A 16,147-nucleotide genomic window follows, 5' to 3' on the forward strand; every position below is an offset into this window, starting at 1 on the left:
GATGAGGGATGAAATAAAACCAATTTCTTCAGCCCTGAGCCCCAAGCCCTGAGCCTGACGTCTTCAGCCGGAATAGACGTTACCCTCTGCGGAACAGCCGATTGAGAAACGAGCCTGAAATGTCCTTGAGCTTGTCGGCTGGTTTGGCTTCGGGGCCTGGTTGTTTCGGAGCTTCAGCCTTTGGTTCTTCATCAGCATTGCGGCCTAAAGCTTGAAGGGCAGCCGGGTGGTTGGGTTGAATTTTCAAGACGGCTTCAAATTGCGTTTTGGCACTCTTATCGAGGCCACCGTTTTTGTAGACTTTTCCAAGCAGCAACAACGCATCAACATTTCGTGGATCAATCCTGACGGCTTGCAGCAAATGCTCTTCAGCTTCTTTTCGAAGCTTTGGATTTTGTGAACAGACTTCGGCCAGATGCAGGCGATATGACACGTTCTCAGGGGCGTACTTGATGGCTTCGCGCAGATATTTGGTCGCCAGCAGATAGTCTTTTCGCTCCAGAGCCGCCCGGCCATAGTTGTAATTGCGCTGGGCAACTTCCAGTGGGCTCATCGGGGCCACTGGAGTTCCGGAACCTGAAGTAAACCCGACACCCCCACCTGTGGTTGAACCGAAATCAGGTTTGGGCATGTTTCCGGTCGGCGGACTGCTCGGGGCTGGGCTCAAATTGGGTTTGGGCATATTACTGGTGGGCGGGCCACCTTCTGGCCGGGATTGATTGCTCGTACTGTGCCCAACTCTCGATGCGTCGCTGCTGGCAGGTGGCGGTGCCGGCGACATCGGCTTTCCAAAACCGCTTGACCCATGACCCGAACTTGACGCTGCGGGAGGTGGTGACATCGGCTTTCCAAAACCGCTTGACCCATGACCGGAACTTGACGCTGCGGGAGGTGGTGACATCGGCTTTCCAAAACCGCTTGACCCATGACCGGAACTTGAAGTGGTTGGGGGCGGGCTACTCGGGGCGGATGATGCCGCTTTGTAAGGATTATGCGTTGCTGATGGTGTTGGCGGCGGTGGCGGAGCCGACGACATGCTAGAGGTGACGCTACTTGCCCCAACACCCAGAAAATCATCATAGCGACGGCGGAAATCAAGATCTTTCAGCTTTTCATAGGCTTCGCCGATCTTGGCAAAGACCTGCTCGGCATCCGTCAAAATATCTGGCGCCCCATACTGACGAAACCGATCTGGGTGATATTTCTTAGCCAGGGCATAATATGCCTTTTTGATATCAGCTTCACGGGCCGACGGATCAACCCCAAGCACCGTGTAGTAGGTCGTGGTCTTGAGCGAATTGATGTACTGGATTTTTTTCAGGTCGTCACGTGCATCCTTTTCCGCCATCACGGGTTCAGCCGATGAAGGTGTCGAGAGTGGGGGCTGTGAAGCGGTGTTTGGGCCAGAGACGGGGATCGTGGCAGCCGCACTTGATTTTGACGGTGGCGGTGGTGGTGTCGCTCTCGCCGGAGCCGCCTGCGAATGGATTGACGCCGGGCGGCTGCCATCCATCATTGGGCGTGGATAATCACTGTCCAAAATGCCGGCGCAGATCAAACCATAAATCACTCGCAACACCATGGCTTCGGGCAAGCCGCACATGGTGACCAGTTCGTCCAGCGAATGGGAATCTGTGATGCGCGAGAGTAAAAACCCTTCGGTGCCGTCCAGTGTGGCCTGCATGAGTTGGAGTGGCGCCTCCATCGACATTTGAACTTTCTGAGCGACTGGGCCCACGGCACCACGAATCAAATTTTCATCCGTGATGGTTCGCACTCCCATCAAGATGATATTTGGCGTCAACAAATCGAGTTTGACATCGTGTGCCGCACGGGTATTTTCTTCAAAGGTGAACTCACCCTGGCTCCAGCCAAAATTGGCCAGGATGATTTCGGTAATCTGGCGTTTGGTATAAAAATCGGCTTCCTCTGGGCTCAGAAACCCAAGTTCAATCAGGACTTTCCCCATGCGCTGTTTGCTGTTGGGATGGAGCAGTGCCTGATCATACTGTTCGCGGGAAATGCGGTTTTCACGCAACAGGAAATCTCCCAGTCGTTCCTGTGGCAAATTGGAAAGGGCAAACACCAGTTTGCCTTCTTCGACAAAAATGGCGCGCAACGTTTTATCTTGAACAAGCCGAAGCAATCCTGTACGGCGTTTGAGATGGAGTTCGCGAATGACGTCGGGGAATGAAATTCGGCTGAAATTACCATTCATACAACTAATTCCAAATGGACTGAAAGGGGAGCATTGTGACGTGTCGTTCTCAAACTCTAACGACCGCCTGTTTGACTGTCAATGAAACCTTCTATATCCGTTCCGCTTGACGAGAAACCCTGGTTGCCGAACCAGTGGACTGGTTGTCAGAACCTGTCATCCGCAGTACACTGCTGTTCGCGCATTTGCTGGAAATTCTGTGTAACCTCTTCAAAAAGATATACTTACTTGCCTGGATCCGAGCTTTCATGACACCACTGCTCAAGTTTTTTGTATTGACCCTTGGCCGCCGATTGCTCATTGCTGTCCCTGTAATGTGGGCGGTGGTGACATTGGTGTTTCTGTTAATCCACCTGGTACCTGGCGATCCGGTTTTGATGTATTTGGGAGACAATGCGCGTCCTGAAGAAGTTCAGCGAATGCGCCACCAGCATGGTCTGGATTTATCTTTGGGACAACAGTATTTACGCCTCTGGTTTGGTGCGCGCTCAACCTCACCTGGCCCAGGTGGTGCTGTTGACCAGAGTCGAGGGTTGCTCCGGGGTGATTTTGGCCAGACGTTTTCTGGAAAAAGCGTCACCACCCAAATTGTGCAACGCTACCCGTCCACTTTGCAGTTGGCCCTGGCGGCGATGGTTGTGGCGGTATTGATTGCGATTCCATTGGGAGTGACCTCGGCTGTTCGACGCGGCACCTGGACAGATAGTCTGATTTCCGCCGGGTCGTTACTGGGAATTGCACTTCCCAATTTTGTGCTCGGCCCACTGGCAATTCTGATTTTTTCGGTCGAACTTGGCTGGCTACCAGTATCCGGAACCGGAAGTCTGGACCATCTGGTATTACCGTCGGTTACGCTTGGAGCCGCACTGGCCGCAATCCTGACCCGCCTGGTCCGTTCCAGTGTGCTCGAAGAACTCAACGAGGATTATGTTCGAACCGCACGCGCCAAAGGGTTGCCGGAACGGGTTGTTCTCTATAAGCACATCCTGAAAAACGGCATGATTCCAGTGATTACCATTATCGGGTTGCAATTTGGGGTGTTGCTCACCGGGGCCATCATTACCGAAACCATTTTTGCCTGGCCCGGATTGGGAGATTTGACCGTCAAATCAATCAATGAGCGTGAATATCAACAGGTCCAGGGAAACTTGTTAATCATTGCTTTGACCTACGTCGTGGTCAACACCCTGACCGATGTCCTGTATCGGCTGTTTGATCCACGAATTAAGGTTTCTTGAGAAGTTGATAAGTCAGTAGTCAGTAGTTGATAAGTCAGTAGTCAGTAGTTGATAAGTCATTAGTCAGTAGACCAAACCCAGATATTTCAGTTTGCAAAGACCTTGAAAAGAAATGATTTAATAAGAACCAAAAAGACTTGACACAAATTCCAAAATCCCAACACTCGACTACTGACTACTGACTACTGACTACTGACTACTGACTACTGACTACTGACTACTGACTACTGACGGAACCTAAAACCGGAACGGATTGCGAATGAGCAACACCGGCACGGTTTGGCCAGTTGCAACCACTGACGTGCCCTCTTCCAGAAAAATCAAACCTTCAGCCCCCAGCATTGAACTGAGAACTCCTGATCCCTGGGAAGCCATGGCTTTTGCCACGAACTGGCCGTTTTGGTAGCTGACATTGGCTCTCAGAAAAGTTGGGCGGTCACCCTTGGTTCGGATATCACTTTCGGTAACGGCTGTAATTTGAGGGAGATGCCAGTTTGATGCCGGGTATCCCTTCAATTTACGGAGCGCCGGACGCGCAAACAGCAAGAAAGTCAGCATGCTCGAAACCGGATTGCCTGGGAGGCCAAAATAAGGCTTGCCGTGCAAGAGTCCATAGAGCAAAGGTTTCCCTGGTTTCATCCTGACCCGCCAGAACTTTGGTTCCAACCCCATTTCCAACAATACCGGTTTCACATAATCATAATCGCCAACTGAAACCCCACCTGACGAAACCACGACATCTGCCACAAGTGCTTGAGTAATTGCCTGTTTGAGTGCTTCGCGACTGTCACGAACCAGTGGAAGCTGAATCGGAATGCCTCCGGCTTCACGGACCAGCGAAACCAGCGAATAGGCATTACTGTTGACGATTTTGCCTGGGGCGAGTGGTTCGTCAACTTCGACCAGTTCATCACCGGTTGAAAGGACTGCCACCATCGGGCGTCGGGCAACAGTGACAAATGCGCGTTGTATCGCCGCCAGCGTTCCAATTTCAGCCGCTTGAAGCTGTGTCCCAGGCTGCATCAAAACATCGCCGGTACGAATGTCTTCGCCCCGTGGACGGATGTTTTCATTGAGACGTGTCGGCTTGAAAACCTTTACAAATTCGCCATCTTTCGCCGTGCGTTCGACCATGACCACGCTGTCGGCACCATCCGGAATCGGCGCCCCAGTCATAATGCGAATCGCTTCGCCGGGCCCAAGTGGGGCTTTGGGGACATACCCGGCAGGTAAATCAGCCACCACTTTCAGCCTTGCGGCAGATTCAGAGGAGCATTCCGCCAGATCAGCCGCACGCACAGCATAGCCATCCATGGCGGAGTTTGGGTGCGGCGGAATATCAGCCGGAGCGATGATTTCTTCCCAGAGCACACGCCCCAGCGCGTCAGTCAGGCTGACTCGTTCAACTCCTGCAAATCCAATGGTTCCCAGGATGATTTTCTGGGCGACTGCAACGTCAAGTGGTTTGGAATCAAATGGAAGTGATGACATAGGTAATTCTCGAATGAAGAATTGAGAATGAAGAATTGAGAATGAAGAAAAGACAGGTGCGTGGTGACTGGTACTGAGTGCTTAGAGATCAATACCTTCGAAGAAGAACCAGGAACCAAGAGCCCGTTTATTTCTTCATTCTTCATTCTCAATTCTTCATTTTGCATTCAGCTAAGCAATAAACCGTGACACTTCAGATTCCCACTTGCCCTGGGCTTTGAGCAGGAGTTCGACGACTTCGCGGATGGCGCCGCGACCACCAGTCACCCTGGTTACATAGTGGGCGTGCTCGCGCACTTCGGGGACTGCGTTGTGGACAGCAATCCCAAGGCCAACCCGATGCATGACGGGGATATCCGGGAGATCATCGCCGACAAATGCAATAGTCTGAGGGTCAAATCCTTCTGCCTGTAGGAGTTCATCCAGGCAGGAACTTTTATCTTTGGCATTTTGGTAGAGAAATTCGATGCTGACCTCACGCGCACGCTGTTCCAGGGCACCGGATTTTCGACCCGTAATCACACCGGTTCGGATGCCGCCACGCTGGGCTAATTTCAAACCATGACCGTCTTGTGAATTGAAAGCCTTGACCTCTTGCCCATCGGGAAGCAAGATAATCCGGCCATCGGTGAGCACTCCATCGCAATCCATGAGCAGCACTTTGATCCGCTTCGCACGTTCCAACACCGTTTCATCCATACATTTTCACTCATAAATATTTCAGGATTTTCCGGGAAGCGAACGAACCATTCCCGGTGTAGAAGGACTTTGATTCAATCATGAAAACAATCCGCATTGCTAGTGGGCAGGGATTTTGGGGTGACTGGCTGGAAGCCCCATTTCGTCAAGTTGAAGGCGGCCCGATTGACTACCTGATCCTCGATTATCTGGCCGAAGTCACCATGTCAATTATGCAGAAACAACGCGCGCGTGATCCAAAAGCCGGATACGCCCGTGATTTTGTGGGCATGATTGATCGAGTGCTACCAACGCTGGTTGAGCGCAAGATCCGGGTGATTGCCAACGCTGGCGGGGTGAATCCACGGGCCTGTGCTGAGGCGATTCAGGCCGTGGCCGCCAAACATGGCCTTTCCGGGTGCTTCAAGATTGGAATTGTGGCCGGTGATGACATTATGGATCGGCTGGATTCGATGCTGGCCGAAGGTCATGCCTTAAAGAATATGGACACGGGCGAACCCCTTTCCACCATTCGCTCTCAGGTTCAGAGCGCCAATGTGTATTTTGGGGCACAGCCAATTCTCGAAGCCCTCCAACAAGATGCCCAGATTATTATCACCGGGCGCTGTACTGATACCGGCTTGACGCTGGCGCCGTTGCGACACGAATTTGGCTGGGCGGCTGATGATTGGGACAAACTGGCTGCCGGAACCATTGCCGGGCATACGATTGAATGCGGTGCGCAGGCATCGGGCGGAAACTGTCTGGTGGATTGGGAGACGATTCCCAACCTGGAAAATGTTGGATTCCCAATTGTTGAAGCCTCTCCGGATGGGACGTTTGTGATTACCAAACACACCGGAACCGGCGGGCGCATCACACCGGCGGTGATCAAAGAACAACTGGTCTATGAAATGGGCGATCCGCACCAATACATCACTCCTGACTGTGTCGCCGATTTCACCACGATTCATTTGGAAGCTGATGGACCGGACCGGGTGCGATTTTTTGGAATCCAGGGCAAGCCCGCAACCGAGTTTTACAAGGTTTCGATGAGTTTCTCGTCTGGCTATAAAGCTGTCGGGTCGCTGGTCTATGCCTGGCCGGATGCCTATAAGAAGGCCCAGGCGGCTGACCGTATTTTGCGTGCCCGCCTCAAGGACTTAGGACTCCACTTTGAAGAAATTCTGACTGAGTTTGTCGGTGTGAATGCCTGTCATGGGCCGTTGGGCGGTGAACCCTCACCTGATATTGCCGAAGTGGTGCTCCGCCTTGGCGTCCGATCAAATGACAAAGCCAGTGTTGATCGCTTTACCAAGGAACTGGCGCCACTGGTGCTGACCGGCCCGCCAACCGTGACTGGGTTTGCTGGAGGGCGGCCCAAAGTTGAAGAAATCGTGGCGTACTGGCCGGCGCTACTTCAAAAACACGTGGTGACTCCACAGGTGGAAGTGATTGAGGCATAGCGCTTGCACCGTGGTGGGAATTGCTCGGATGGCAAGCTGGTGGAAATTCAAATTCAACTTAAATTGAATTCCGCCGGGTTGTTTCCGACTATTCTTACCACGAAGTGAGGTTGCCATGCGCGACGACGTGCGAGATTGGATCGCCCTGAGTTTGACCAGAGGCATTGGGCCGATGACGGCCCAAAAAGTATTGAAACGGTTTGGGTTTCCGGGAGCAGTATTCCGGGCCAATCGGCAGCAATTCGAGGGGGTTGGGCTTCCGGAAGATACCCGAGAAGCCATTCTCAACCAGGAGGGATATCGGGAGGCTGATGCGCAACTGCTCTGGCTCCAACAGCATGGTGCTTCGGCCATTACGATTCAGGATGCTGAATACCCTCTGCACTTGCGCGAAATCCCGGATCCCCCTATTGTGCTGTATTTCAAGGGTGATCTGACTTCAGCACTGGAACAACCCTGTGTGGCGATTGTGGGTGCGCGGCATTGTTCAACCTATGGACAGAACGCGGCAACCCGATTGGCACGTGATTTGACAACCCACGGGGTCACAGTGGTTTCCGGATTGGCGCGCGGAATTGATACGGCTGCCCATCAGGGAGCGATTGAAGCTCGTGGCTCCACCATTGCGGTCATGGGAACCGGGCTGGACGAGCGATACCCGAAAGAAAACAGCAAACTGGCTGAGACAATTCTGGACTATGGCGCGCTGGTGACTGAATTTCCGGTCCAAAAGCCACCGCTCCCGCAAAACTTTCCCTACCGCAACCGCATTATTTCGGGATTGTGTCGGGGAGTGGTCGTGGTCGAAGCCTCAGAGCGATCTGGTTCTTTGATTACAGCCCGCATGGCAATGGAGCAAAACCGCGAAGTCTTTGCCGTGCCGGGAAATATCACCTCCGCCAAATCAATCGGTCCAAACCGTCTGATCCAGGATGGCGCGAAACTGGTACTCGACTGGCAGGATGTGGTGGCTGAATTTTCCTATGATTTACAGCGACAGTTGCGGCAAGTTGATGAAACCCCAGGTGATCTCATCAAGGCTCGCGCTGATCTGGCTTCATTGACCGAAGACGAACGTCAACTCTTTGGTCTGATTGGATTGGATGAGCCGGTTCACATTGATGTGCTTCTGGTACAGAGTAAGCTGAATCAGCCGCGTCTCGTAAACGCCCTTTTTCAACTGGAACTCAAAGATCGCATTCATCAATTACCCGGGAAGTTGTATGTGAGAAAGCTTTAGTACCAGTCAGTAGTCAGTAGTTCACTAAGTTTACTTGATTGAATTACTTGACTGCTTTCTAATGCGAGCATTTCATTGCAAAACGGTATAAGTTACTGAGCCAATAGTGAGGAGTGAGTCGTCAATCAATCACAAGGTGAATTGTGCTTTTGAGTCTTGAGTGCTTCATAGTTACAAAACAAAAATTTTTAGATCTCTCAAACCAGAAGAATATGATCTGACTACTACTGACTACTGGCTACTGACTCAGTTTGCTATTCGATTCTAATTTTTCAACGCTTTACAGAAGTTTTAAGGATTGAGCATGTCAAAATCGCTTGTTGTTGTTGAATCACCAGCCAAAGCCAAAACGATTAACAAATATCTTGGCAAAACTTTTACGGTGATGGCATCCAATGGTCATATCAAGGACTTGCCGGATAAAGGGCTTGGCGTTGATGTGGAACACGGATTTGAGCCTACCTATGAGGTCATTCCGGATACGGTCAAACGCAATAATTCCAAGACATTGCGTGAGTTGAAAAAAGCTGCCAAAGAAGCCGAAGTGATCTATCTGGCAGCCGATCCGGACCGCGAAGGGGAGGCGATTTGTCAACATTTGCGCGAGGAACTGGCCGGCGTCCGGTCGAAAAAACCAGTCTATCGCCTGATGTTTAATGAAATTACCCAGGAAGCGATCCAGAAGGCGATTTCGGTGCCGAAACAGATTGATTCGCATCGTGTAGACGCCCAACAGGCACGTCGGGTTTTGGATCGGCTGGTCGGATATCAGGTCAGCCCGATGTTGTGCCGCAAAGTTGGCGGCAAGCTTTCGGCAGGTCGGGTGCAATCGGTGGCCTTGCGGCTGGTGGTGGAACGCGAGCGGGTGATTCAGGCATTTAAACCAACTGAATACTGGACGTTTGCGGCTGAATTAAAGGCAAAACTGCCGCCGAAGTTTACCTCGTCGCTCTATCAAATTTTAGGAAAGACCCTCAAAACCGGTGATTTCGAGAACTTCAAAAAGACCGAAGTTCACATTCAAAATGAAGCCGATGCCCGCGCAATTGAAACCGAACTCAAAACGGTTCCTGAATGGAAAGTGGCATCGGTGACGACCAAAGAGAAAAAGCGATACCCGGTGCCTCCCTTTATCACTTCAAAACTGCAACAGGAAGCCGCTCGCAAGCTTGGTTTTGCGGTCAAGAAAACCATGCAGGTGGCACAGGCACTGTATGAAGGCGTTGATCTTGGCAGCGAAGGCAGCGTTGGGTTGATTACCTATATGCGAACCGATTCGACTCGTGTTTCCGAAGGGGCGATTACGGAGGTGCGCGAGTTTATTCAGGCTCAATTTGGGGCCCATTCGCTGACTCCACAACCGGTGCGCTACAAAACCAAAAAAGATGCCCAGGATGCCCACGAAGCCATTCGTCCAACTTCGGTGTACCGGACTCCAGAAAGCGTGGCGAAGTCGCTTGGAAAAGATGAGTTAGCACTTTATAAGCTCATTTGGAAGCGGTTTGTTGCCTCGCAAATGATGCCGGCGGTGTTTGATGCCACGACGATTGATATTCAGGCGGGTGCCAAATATTTGTTCCGGGCCACCGGGTCGGTACTGCGCACACCAGGCTTTCTCGCGGTCTATGAAGAAGGAAAAGACGAGCGGGATACGGAAGATGAAGAACTCGCCCTCAAACTTCCCAAGGTTGAAGTCGGCGAAATTCTGAAGTGCCTGGGCGTGGCAGCCAATCAAAGTTTTACCAAACCGCTTCCCCGGTTTACTGAAGCCACGCTGGTGAAAGCGCTTGAAGAAGAAGGGATTGGCCGGCCATCAACCTATGCGCAAATTTTATCGGTGATTCTGAGCCGGGCCTATGTTGAAAAAACAGAAGGCCGCTTTCGTCCAACTGAACTGGGGATGGTCGTCAATGATGTGCTGGTCGAAAATTTCACTGACCTGTTTAACATCAATTACACCGCTGTCATGGAAGCTCAACTGGATGCCATCGAAGAAGGAAGTTTGAACTGGCGGGAAGCACTCAAATCCTTTTATGAGAAGTTCAGAGTTGAGCTGAAATCAGCCGAAAGCAACATCAATCGAGCCAAGGCGGGTGTCCCAACCGACGAAAAATGCCTCAAATGTGAATCCCCGATGGTGCTCAAGCTTGGACGGTTTGGAAAGTTTCTGTCCTGTACCAACCCGGAATGTAAAACCACCCGCGACCTGGAAGCGCCAGCCACTGAATCCGCCGAACCAGTGGAAAACCCGTATGCCAATGAGACCTGCGACACATGCGGAAAGCCAATGGCGCTCAAAAAAGGCCGCTGGGGTGAATTTTTAGCCTGTACCGGGTATCCAGAGTGCAAAACCACTCGCCAGATTCGCAAATCGGGTGTGGTTCGCAAACCAGATGTGTTGCTCGAAGAACTATGTCCGCAATGTGGCAAGCAACTTGCACGAAAACAGGGCCGGTTTGGCGAGTTTGTCTCCTGTTCAGCCTATCCAAAATGCAAATACATCAAGCGTGACACTCTGATTGCCTGTCCGCGAAAAGGCTGCAAGGGCGAAATTGCTGTCAAGAAATCCAAGCGAGGGAAAGCGTTTTACGGATGTACCGAATATCCCAAGTGTGAAATTGTGTACTGGGATCGGCCAATTCCGACGCCTTGTCCAAAGTGTAAAGCCGTGTTCCTGCTTGAAAAAACAACCAAAAAAGAAGGGACGATTATGTATTGCGCTGATAAGGAAGGGTGTGGATATGTGGCACCAGCCACGGCTGGGGCTGATTCATCCGGGACTGAGCCCTCCTTGCAAGTGGCAACCTAACCTGAGAATTTAGTCAGTTGTTGATAAGTCAGTCGTCAGTAAGTACCTTGTCATAAGTTTTCTGAGATATTGGATTTGGTAAGTGTTTGATTTTTTTCGTGTATTTCGTGTGTTTCGTGGTTCAAAATGTCTGGAAATTTTCGGTAAGGTACTTAGTTGATGAGTCAATTGTCAGTAGACAAAACCAGATTATTTCAGCCTCCAAAGTTCTTGAAAAGAATTGTTTATAAGTAACTCAAATAAAATCAAATACACTTGACACGAGTTCCCAAATCCCAACACTCGACTACTGACTACTGACTACTGACTACTGACTACTGACTACTGACTACTGACTACTGACTACTGACTACACCCAAACTCTAATGACCACATCACGTTACGTCACCATTGACCCGATTGCCGATAGGATTGCCTGTCTGGTGATTGACTCTGAACCCAGAGAGCATGGACTGACGCTGAAAGTCTTCAGTGAGCTTGAGGCTGCCGTGACTGAACTGCAGTCTGAATCCTGGAAAGCGGTCATTATCACCGGGAAGGGAACCGACGTGTTTGTACCGGGCCTTGATTTTGCTGAACTGGCACAGCTTGGTCCCGTGGAAGCTCGATGCTTTGCCCGGCGGGGTCAACAGGTATTTGAGCAGCTTGAAACACTGGGTGTCCCGGTTATTGCTGCCGTAAACGGTGTGGCTTTGGGTGCCGGGTGTGAACTGGCCCTGGCCTGCACGGTGCGCATTGCTTCCACCATGGCCCGATTTGGGCATCCGGAAATCGCCCAGGGGAGGTTCCCCGCTTTTGGTGCGACCCAGCGTCTGCCTCGACTGATTGGCCATGGGCGAGCAGTGGAACTTCTCTTAACTGGGGAAACCATCCCGGCTCCTGAAGCCTATCGCATTGGATTGGTCAACCGGGTTCATGAGCCAGCCCGGTTGCTCACCGCTGCCAGAGTTTTGGCCCAACGTCTGACACGTGGTCCCGGTGCCAACATTCGGTACTGCCTGGATGCGATTTCCCACGGTGCGGAGATGCCACTACACGATGGCTTCAAGCTGGAAGCCAATCTCTTCGGACTGTGTGCCCTGCCGAATATATCCTCAGATGGTGATTGACAGGTGACAACCGTCACGTTCAATGTTGGAAAAACAATCTCCTGTCCTCATACCACAACTCTTTAATCTTGTAGAAATGAACCGTTTATGAAAATTCTTGTACTTGGCGGCGGCGGACGCGAAGCAGCGATTGTTTGGAAACTGTTGCAGAGTCCACGTGTTTCACAAGTGTTTTGTGTGCCTGGAAACGCAGGAATTGCCCAGCATGCCAAATGTATCGAGGCTGATTTGAAGCGACCTGAGAAGCTGGCCCTGTTGGCTCAGGAATTAAAGGTTGATCTGACGATTTGCGGTCCGGAGTTGCCGCTGGTCTATGGAGCGGCGGATATGTTTGCCCGCTATAACCTGCCCTTTGTGGGGCCTTCACGGATGGCGGCTCAACTGGAAGGAAGCAAGATCTTTTCCAAGGAATTTATGTCGCGTCATCATATCCCGACTGCCATGTTTTCGGTTTGCGAGTCGGTTGAAGCTGCGGAAGACATTCTAAGCAATAATTTTCATGGATTCCCAATTGTGGTCAAAGCTGACGGTCTGGCGGCTGGAAAAGGAGTGGTGATTGCCCAGGATCTGGCTGAAGCCCGAGCCGCCGTCCATATGATGATGGTTGATAAAAAACTGGGTGAGGCTGGGGCAAAAATTGTACTCGAAGAGTGCCTGGTTGGCCGCGAGACCTCGTTTTTGGTGTTTACTGATGGTCGGACAATCCGGCCTCTGCCGCCAGCCCAGGATTATAAGCGAGCATACAACGGCGATGCGGGCCCAAACACAGGCGGTATGGGAGCTTTTTCCGCGCCAGGGTTGCTGGATGAATACCTGCAAGGCAAGTTGATGCGAAAAATTGCCGAGCCCACCCTGGCGGCACTTCAAGCTGAAGGCATTCTTTATAAAGGTGTTCTCTATATCGGACTGATGTTGACCGAAGCCGGGCCGCGCGTCCTGGAATACAATGTGCGGTTGGGAGACCCGGAAACTCAGGTTTTATTGCCGCGCTTAAAAACAGACCTGGTGGATGTGTGTGAAGCGATTGTCAACAGCACGCTTGATCGTGTTGATCTGCAATGGTCAGACGATTCAGTGGTGACGGTGGTGATGGCTTCAGGCGGGTACCCAAGCACCTACACCCCTGGGCAACCAATCTCTGGGTTAAAAGAAGCCGATGCCGTCCCTGGTGTTCATCTGTTTCATGCCGGCACCACCCGCGATGACACCACCGGGAAATACCTCACTGCCGGGGGGCGGGTTCTCAATGTGACAGCCGTTGGAAGTGATTTAACCGAAGCCCATACTCGGGCCTACACTGCGGTTTCAAAAATCCAATTTAATGGTCAACAGTTCCGCACTGATATTGCCATTTAATGATGAAGCGGAAGACCGAGGGCCTGGGGCTTGGGGCTGAAAAAAACAGGGCTCAGGGCTTGGGGCTCAGGGCTGAAGATTATCGGGCTGAAGACTTGGTTTTATTTCATCCCTCAGCCTTCAGCTCTCATCCCTTCCTTTGCCCCGAGCTTGCGAGTCTTGAGCCCCAAGCTCCAAGCCCCAAACTGGGCTGAAGAAATTTGACCGATTCGAAAGTGTTGATTTCTAACCACTAACCACTAACCACTAACCACTAAATGGTTTCTTCATTCTCAATTCTCAACGCTTCACTCTTCATTCTTCGGTGTGTCACTTGCAAGTTCGTTCTTCCGAATTTATGCTGGTGTGCACTCGTTTCAGTCCCAGGTTCAGCTTAATTCCGCTTCCAGGTTTAACCTCCTCAATTTCTTCGAATCAACTTTTTTCCGGGGATATTGCCAGCTTCGTGAAAGGGAATTTTTGAGATCACCGTGAAATATCTAACACGCACTCAAAAACTCGACATTCGCCAGATTGGGTTGCACCGTGCACTCTTTCCCTGTGTTGTATTTTTGCGAGGAGATAAATTAGGGCTGGCGATGCGGCTGGAAAAAACGATGACGGTCATTGGACGTGGATCGGACGTGGCCATTCAGCTTGACGGAGACGATGAAGCTTCACGATCACATGCCCAAATTCGCAGTATTGAAGACCCATCCGGGCAACGTCAGTTCTGGCTGATGGACCTTGGGAGCACCAATGGCACGATTTTGAACGGGGTTTTGCTCGAACGGCACAAAGAAGTATTACTCAATGATGGCGATAAATTCTCGATAGGGCGGCATATTCTCAAATTTGCCATGCTCGATGATTTAGATGAGGAATATCACCGCCGGATTCATGAACTGATCATGCACGATGATCTGACTGGATTACTGACGCGCAAAAGTTTTTGTATTGAACTCGACCGTGAATTAGCCCGCTCCATGCGCCACAATCACGAGTTTTGCGTGTTGATGCTCGATATTGATTTTTTTAAGAAGGTCAATGATTCCTATGGGCATCTGGTGGGGAGTCAGGTGCTGGCTGAAGTCAGTCTGGTCATTCGCCAAACGTTGCGTGACTCGGACGTGGCTGGCCGGTATGGCGGTGAAGAATTTATCGCGCTACTCCCTGAAACGAATAAGATTCGAGGATTGGAGGCCGCTGAAAGAATTCGGCAACTGATTGAACGGCAACCCTTTACCGGTTCAGTTCATGATTCGAGCGTCAAGTCTCATATCACCATCAGTATTGGGGTGGCCAGCTACCCCGCGGATGGTTCGACGCCGACCATGCTGATTGACAACGCCGATATTGCTCTCTATCACGCCAAGCAAACTGGCCGAAATCGAATTTGTGGGTATTCATCAAATTTGGTGCATACGCCATAGTCAGATCAGACAAACAGGGTTGTGGTTGGCGTGCCCCGGATTGGGGTGGTCCTCAAAATCAGTGCCTACGTTCTCCTTCCCCTGGCCTCTGCCCCTTACAAAATCCAATCACCTGCCACCATTGTCTCGACAATCAGAAAAAGAAACTTTACCCTTTGATCGGCGTTCGACCCTTACATTGGCAAATGAAGAATGAGGAATGAAGGAGGGTGAAGTGACTAAATATCTGCAAGTGAGATAGATAGCCTCTTCATAATTCATAATTCATAATTCATAATTCATAATTCATAATTCATCGAACTTCATTTCAACCAGACACGGGGGACTTCAAGGCGTTGAAGTCAGTTGGTTCAAACCCCTGGTGTCAAACACTTCTGAAAGACTTGTGAAATCAAATAGCGTATCCCATTCCCCACTCTTTGAAGGAGTGGCTATCAATCTTTCTCGAAACCCATTCCGGAACCGCCGCCTGTTTTGGCTTGGCTGGCTGGTCGGGGTCGCACTGCTCCTGGTAATTGCGGCCCAGGAATGGCGTTCTTACCGACAGACACAGGCTGTTCTGACGGAGCGTCACACACAAAGCCTCACCAAAACACAGGAATTTGAAAACTTAAAAAAAGTGAATGCTCAAACACTGGGTGTGACACTTACCCCCCAACAGCAACAAACCATGCGCTCAGTTTTGTTTCTAACGAAACAGCGTGGTTTTTCGTGGTCCCGGTTGTTTACCCAACTTGAGCGTGAAACACCTCCTGAGGTTCGCATTATCGAGGTCAAGTTTGACCGGAAAGGTGATTCCGCCAAATCCAAAACTCACCCGGTAACCGTGCCCGTGGGGTTGACTGTAAGATCGAGAAAGCCGGAAGACTTGACCAAATATTTATATGACATCAACCAGCGCGGTGTCTTTTTCTTTGAACCTCAAAGCCAGGGACCGGCTGAAAAGAACGACCGTGGCGGAACACTCAATGAGACGGAATTGATTTTGGCAGGCACCTATAATCCAAATGCCGAGCATTTGAGTGCCCCGGCACACAAGCCCCAGACACCCGCCAATGCGACACTCACCACTCGCCCGGCGACCAATTCCAGAACAAATCCACGAACACGAGGAAAAGGGTTGTAAGCGC

Annotated in this window: 11 protein-coding genes; 8 read left to right on the forward strand and 3 right to left on the reverse strand. The window is 51.1% G+C overall.

Features of this window, described 5'->3' with window-relative positions; genetic code table 11:
* Positions 1 to 79 precede the first annotated feature (79 nt).
* Positions 80 to 2,218, reverse strand: coding sequence for a DnaJ domain-containing protein (locus HY774_10410; GenBank protein MBI4748890.1), 2,139 nt, complete (start codon positions 2,216 to 2,218; stop codon positions 80 to 82).
* Between the two features lie 248 nt (positions 2,219 to 2,466).
* Between HY774_10410 and HY774_10415 the strand changes: the two genes are divergently transcribed.
* Entirely contained in the window at positions 2,467 to 3,456 is a 990-nt protein-coding gene (locus HY774_10415) for an ABC transporter permease (protein MBI4748891.1), read from the forward strand.
* A gap of 237 nt (positions 3,457 to 3,693) precedes the next feature.
* Here the strand turns inward: HY774_10415 and HY774_10420 are convergent, their stop codons facing one another.
* Complete coding sequence (locus HY774_10420) at positions 3,694 to 4,947, reverse strand: molybdopterin molybdotransferase MoeA (GenBank protein ID MBI4748892.1); 1,254 nt, start codon at positions 4,945 to 4,947, stop codon at positions 3,694 to 3,696.
* Between the two features lie 171 nt (positions 4,948 to 5,118).
* Entirely contained in the window at positions 5,119 to 5,646 is a 528-nt protein-coding gene (locus HY774_10425; protein MBI4748893.1) for an HAD hydrolase family protein, read from the reverse strand.
* 80 nt (positions 5,647 to 5,726) lie between these two features.
* Here HY774_10425 and HY774_10430 point away from each other — a divergent pair, with 80 nt between their 5' ends.
* From HY774_10430 to HY774_10460, 7 genes are all read left to right on the forward strand, one after another.
* A complete protein-coding gene (locus tag HY774_10430) occupies positions 5,727 to 7,091 on the forward strand; it encodes a DUF1446 domain-containing protein (protein ID MBI4748894.1) in 1,365 nt (454 codons plus the stop codon).
* Positions 7,092 to 7,206: 115 nt separating this feature from the next.
* Entirely contained in the window at positions 7,207 to 8,331 is a 1,125-nt protein-coding gene (gene dprA / locus HY774_10435) for a DNA-protecting protein DprA (protein ID MBI4748895.1), read from the forward strand.
* 304 nt (positions 8,332 to 8,635) lie between these two features.
* On the forward strand, positions 8,636 to 11,140 hold the full coding sequence (gene topA / locus HY774_10440) for a type I DNA topoisomerase (protein MBI4748896.1): 2,505 nt from the start codon (positions 8,636 to 8,638) through the stop codon (positions 11,138 to 11,140).
* A gap of 365 nt (positions 11,141 to 11,505) precedes the next feature.
* Positions 11,506 to 12,249 (forward strand): enoyl-CoA hydratase/isomerase family protein, encoded by a 744-nt coding sequence (locus HY774_10445; GenBank protein ID MBI4748897.1) that lies wholly within the window; start codon positions 11,506 to 11,508, stop codon positions 12,247 to 12,249.
* An 87-nt stretch (positions 12,250 to 12,336) separates the two neighbouring features.
* Positions 12,337 to 13,605 (forward strand): phosphoribosylamine--glycine ligase, encoded by a 1,269-nt coding sequence (gene purD / locus HY774_10450; protein MBI4748898.1) that lies wholly within the window; start codon positions 12,337 to 12,339, stop codon positions 13,603 to 13,605.
* 470 nt (positions 13,606 to 14,075) lie between these two features.
* A complete protein-coding gene (locus tag HY774_10455; GenBank protein MBI4748899.1) occupies positions 14,076 to 15,017 on the forward strand; it encodes a GGDEF domain-containing protein in 942 nt (313 codons plus the stop codon).
* 385 nt (positions 15,018 to 15,402) lie between these two features.
* Positions 15,403 to 16,143 (forward strand): hypothetical protein, encoded by a 741-nt coding sequence (locus HY774_10460; protein ID MBI4748900.1) that lies wholly within the window; start codon positions 15,403 to 15,405, stop codon positions 16,141 to 16,143.
* Positions 16,144 to 16,147: the final 4 nt, after the last annotated feature.

The organism is Acidobacteriota bacterium (assembly GCA_016208495.1).
Lineage (GTDB): Bacteria > Acidobacteriota > Blastocatellia > Chloracidobacteriales > Chloracidobacteriaceae > JACQXX01.

Excerpts from the sequence above, each read along its gene's own strand:
- purD (MBI4748898.1), top strand. The coding sequence starts at position 12,337 with ATGAAAATTCTTGTACTTGGCGGCGGCGGACGCGAAGCAGCGATTGTT.
- topA (MBI4748896.1), top strand. The coding sequence starts at position 8,636 with ATGTCAAAATCGCTTGTTGTTGTTGAATCACCAGCCAAAGCCAAAACG.
- HY774_10445 (MBI4748897.1), top strand. The coding sequence starts at position 11,506 with ATGACCACATCACGTTACGTCACCATTGACCCGATTGCCGATAGGATT.
- HY774_10420 (MBI4748892.1), bottom strand. The coding sequence starts at position 4,947 with ATGTCATCACTTCCATTTGATTCCAAACCACTTGACGTTGCAGTCGCC.
- HY774_10410 (MBI4748890.1), bottom strand. The coding sequence starts at position 2,218 with ATGAATGGTAATTTCAGCCGAATTTCATTCCCCGACGTCATTCGCGAA.
- HY774_10425 (MBI4748893.1), bottom strand. The coding sequence starts at position 5,646 with ATGGATGAAACGGTGTTGGAACGTGCGAAGCGGATCAAAGTGCTGCTC.
- HY774_10415 (MBI4748891.1), top strand. The coding sequence starts at position 2,467 with ATGACACCACTGCTCAAGTTTTTTGTATTGACCCTTGGCCGCCGATTG.
- dprA (MBI4748895.1), top strand. The coding sequence starts at position 7,207 with ATGCGCGACGACGTGCGAGATTGGATCGCCCTGAGTTTGACCAGAGGC.
- HY774_10430 (MBI4748894.1), top strand. The coding sequence starts at position 5,727 with ATGAAAACAATCCGCATTGCTAGTGGGCAGGGATTTTGGGGTGACTGG.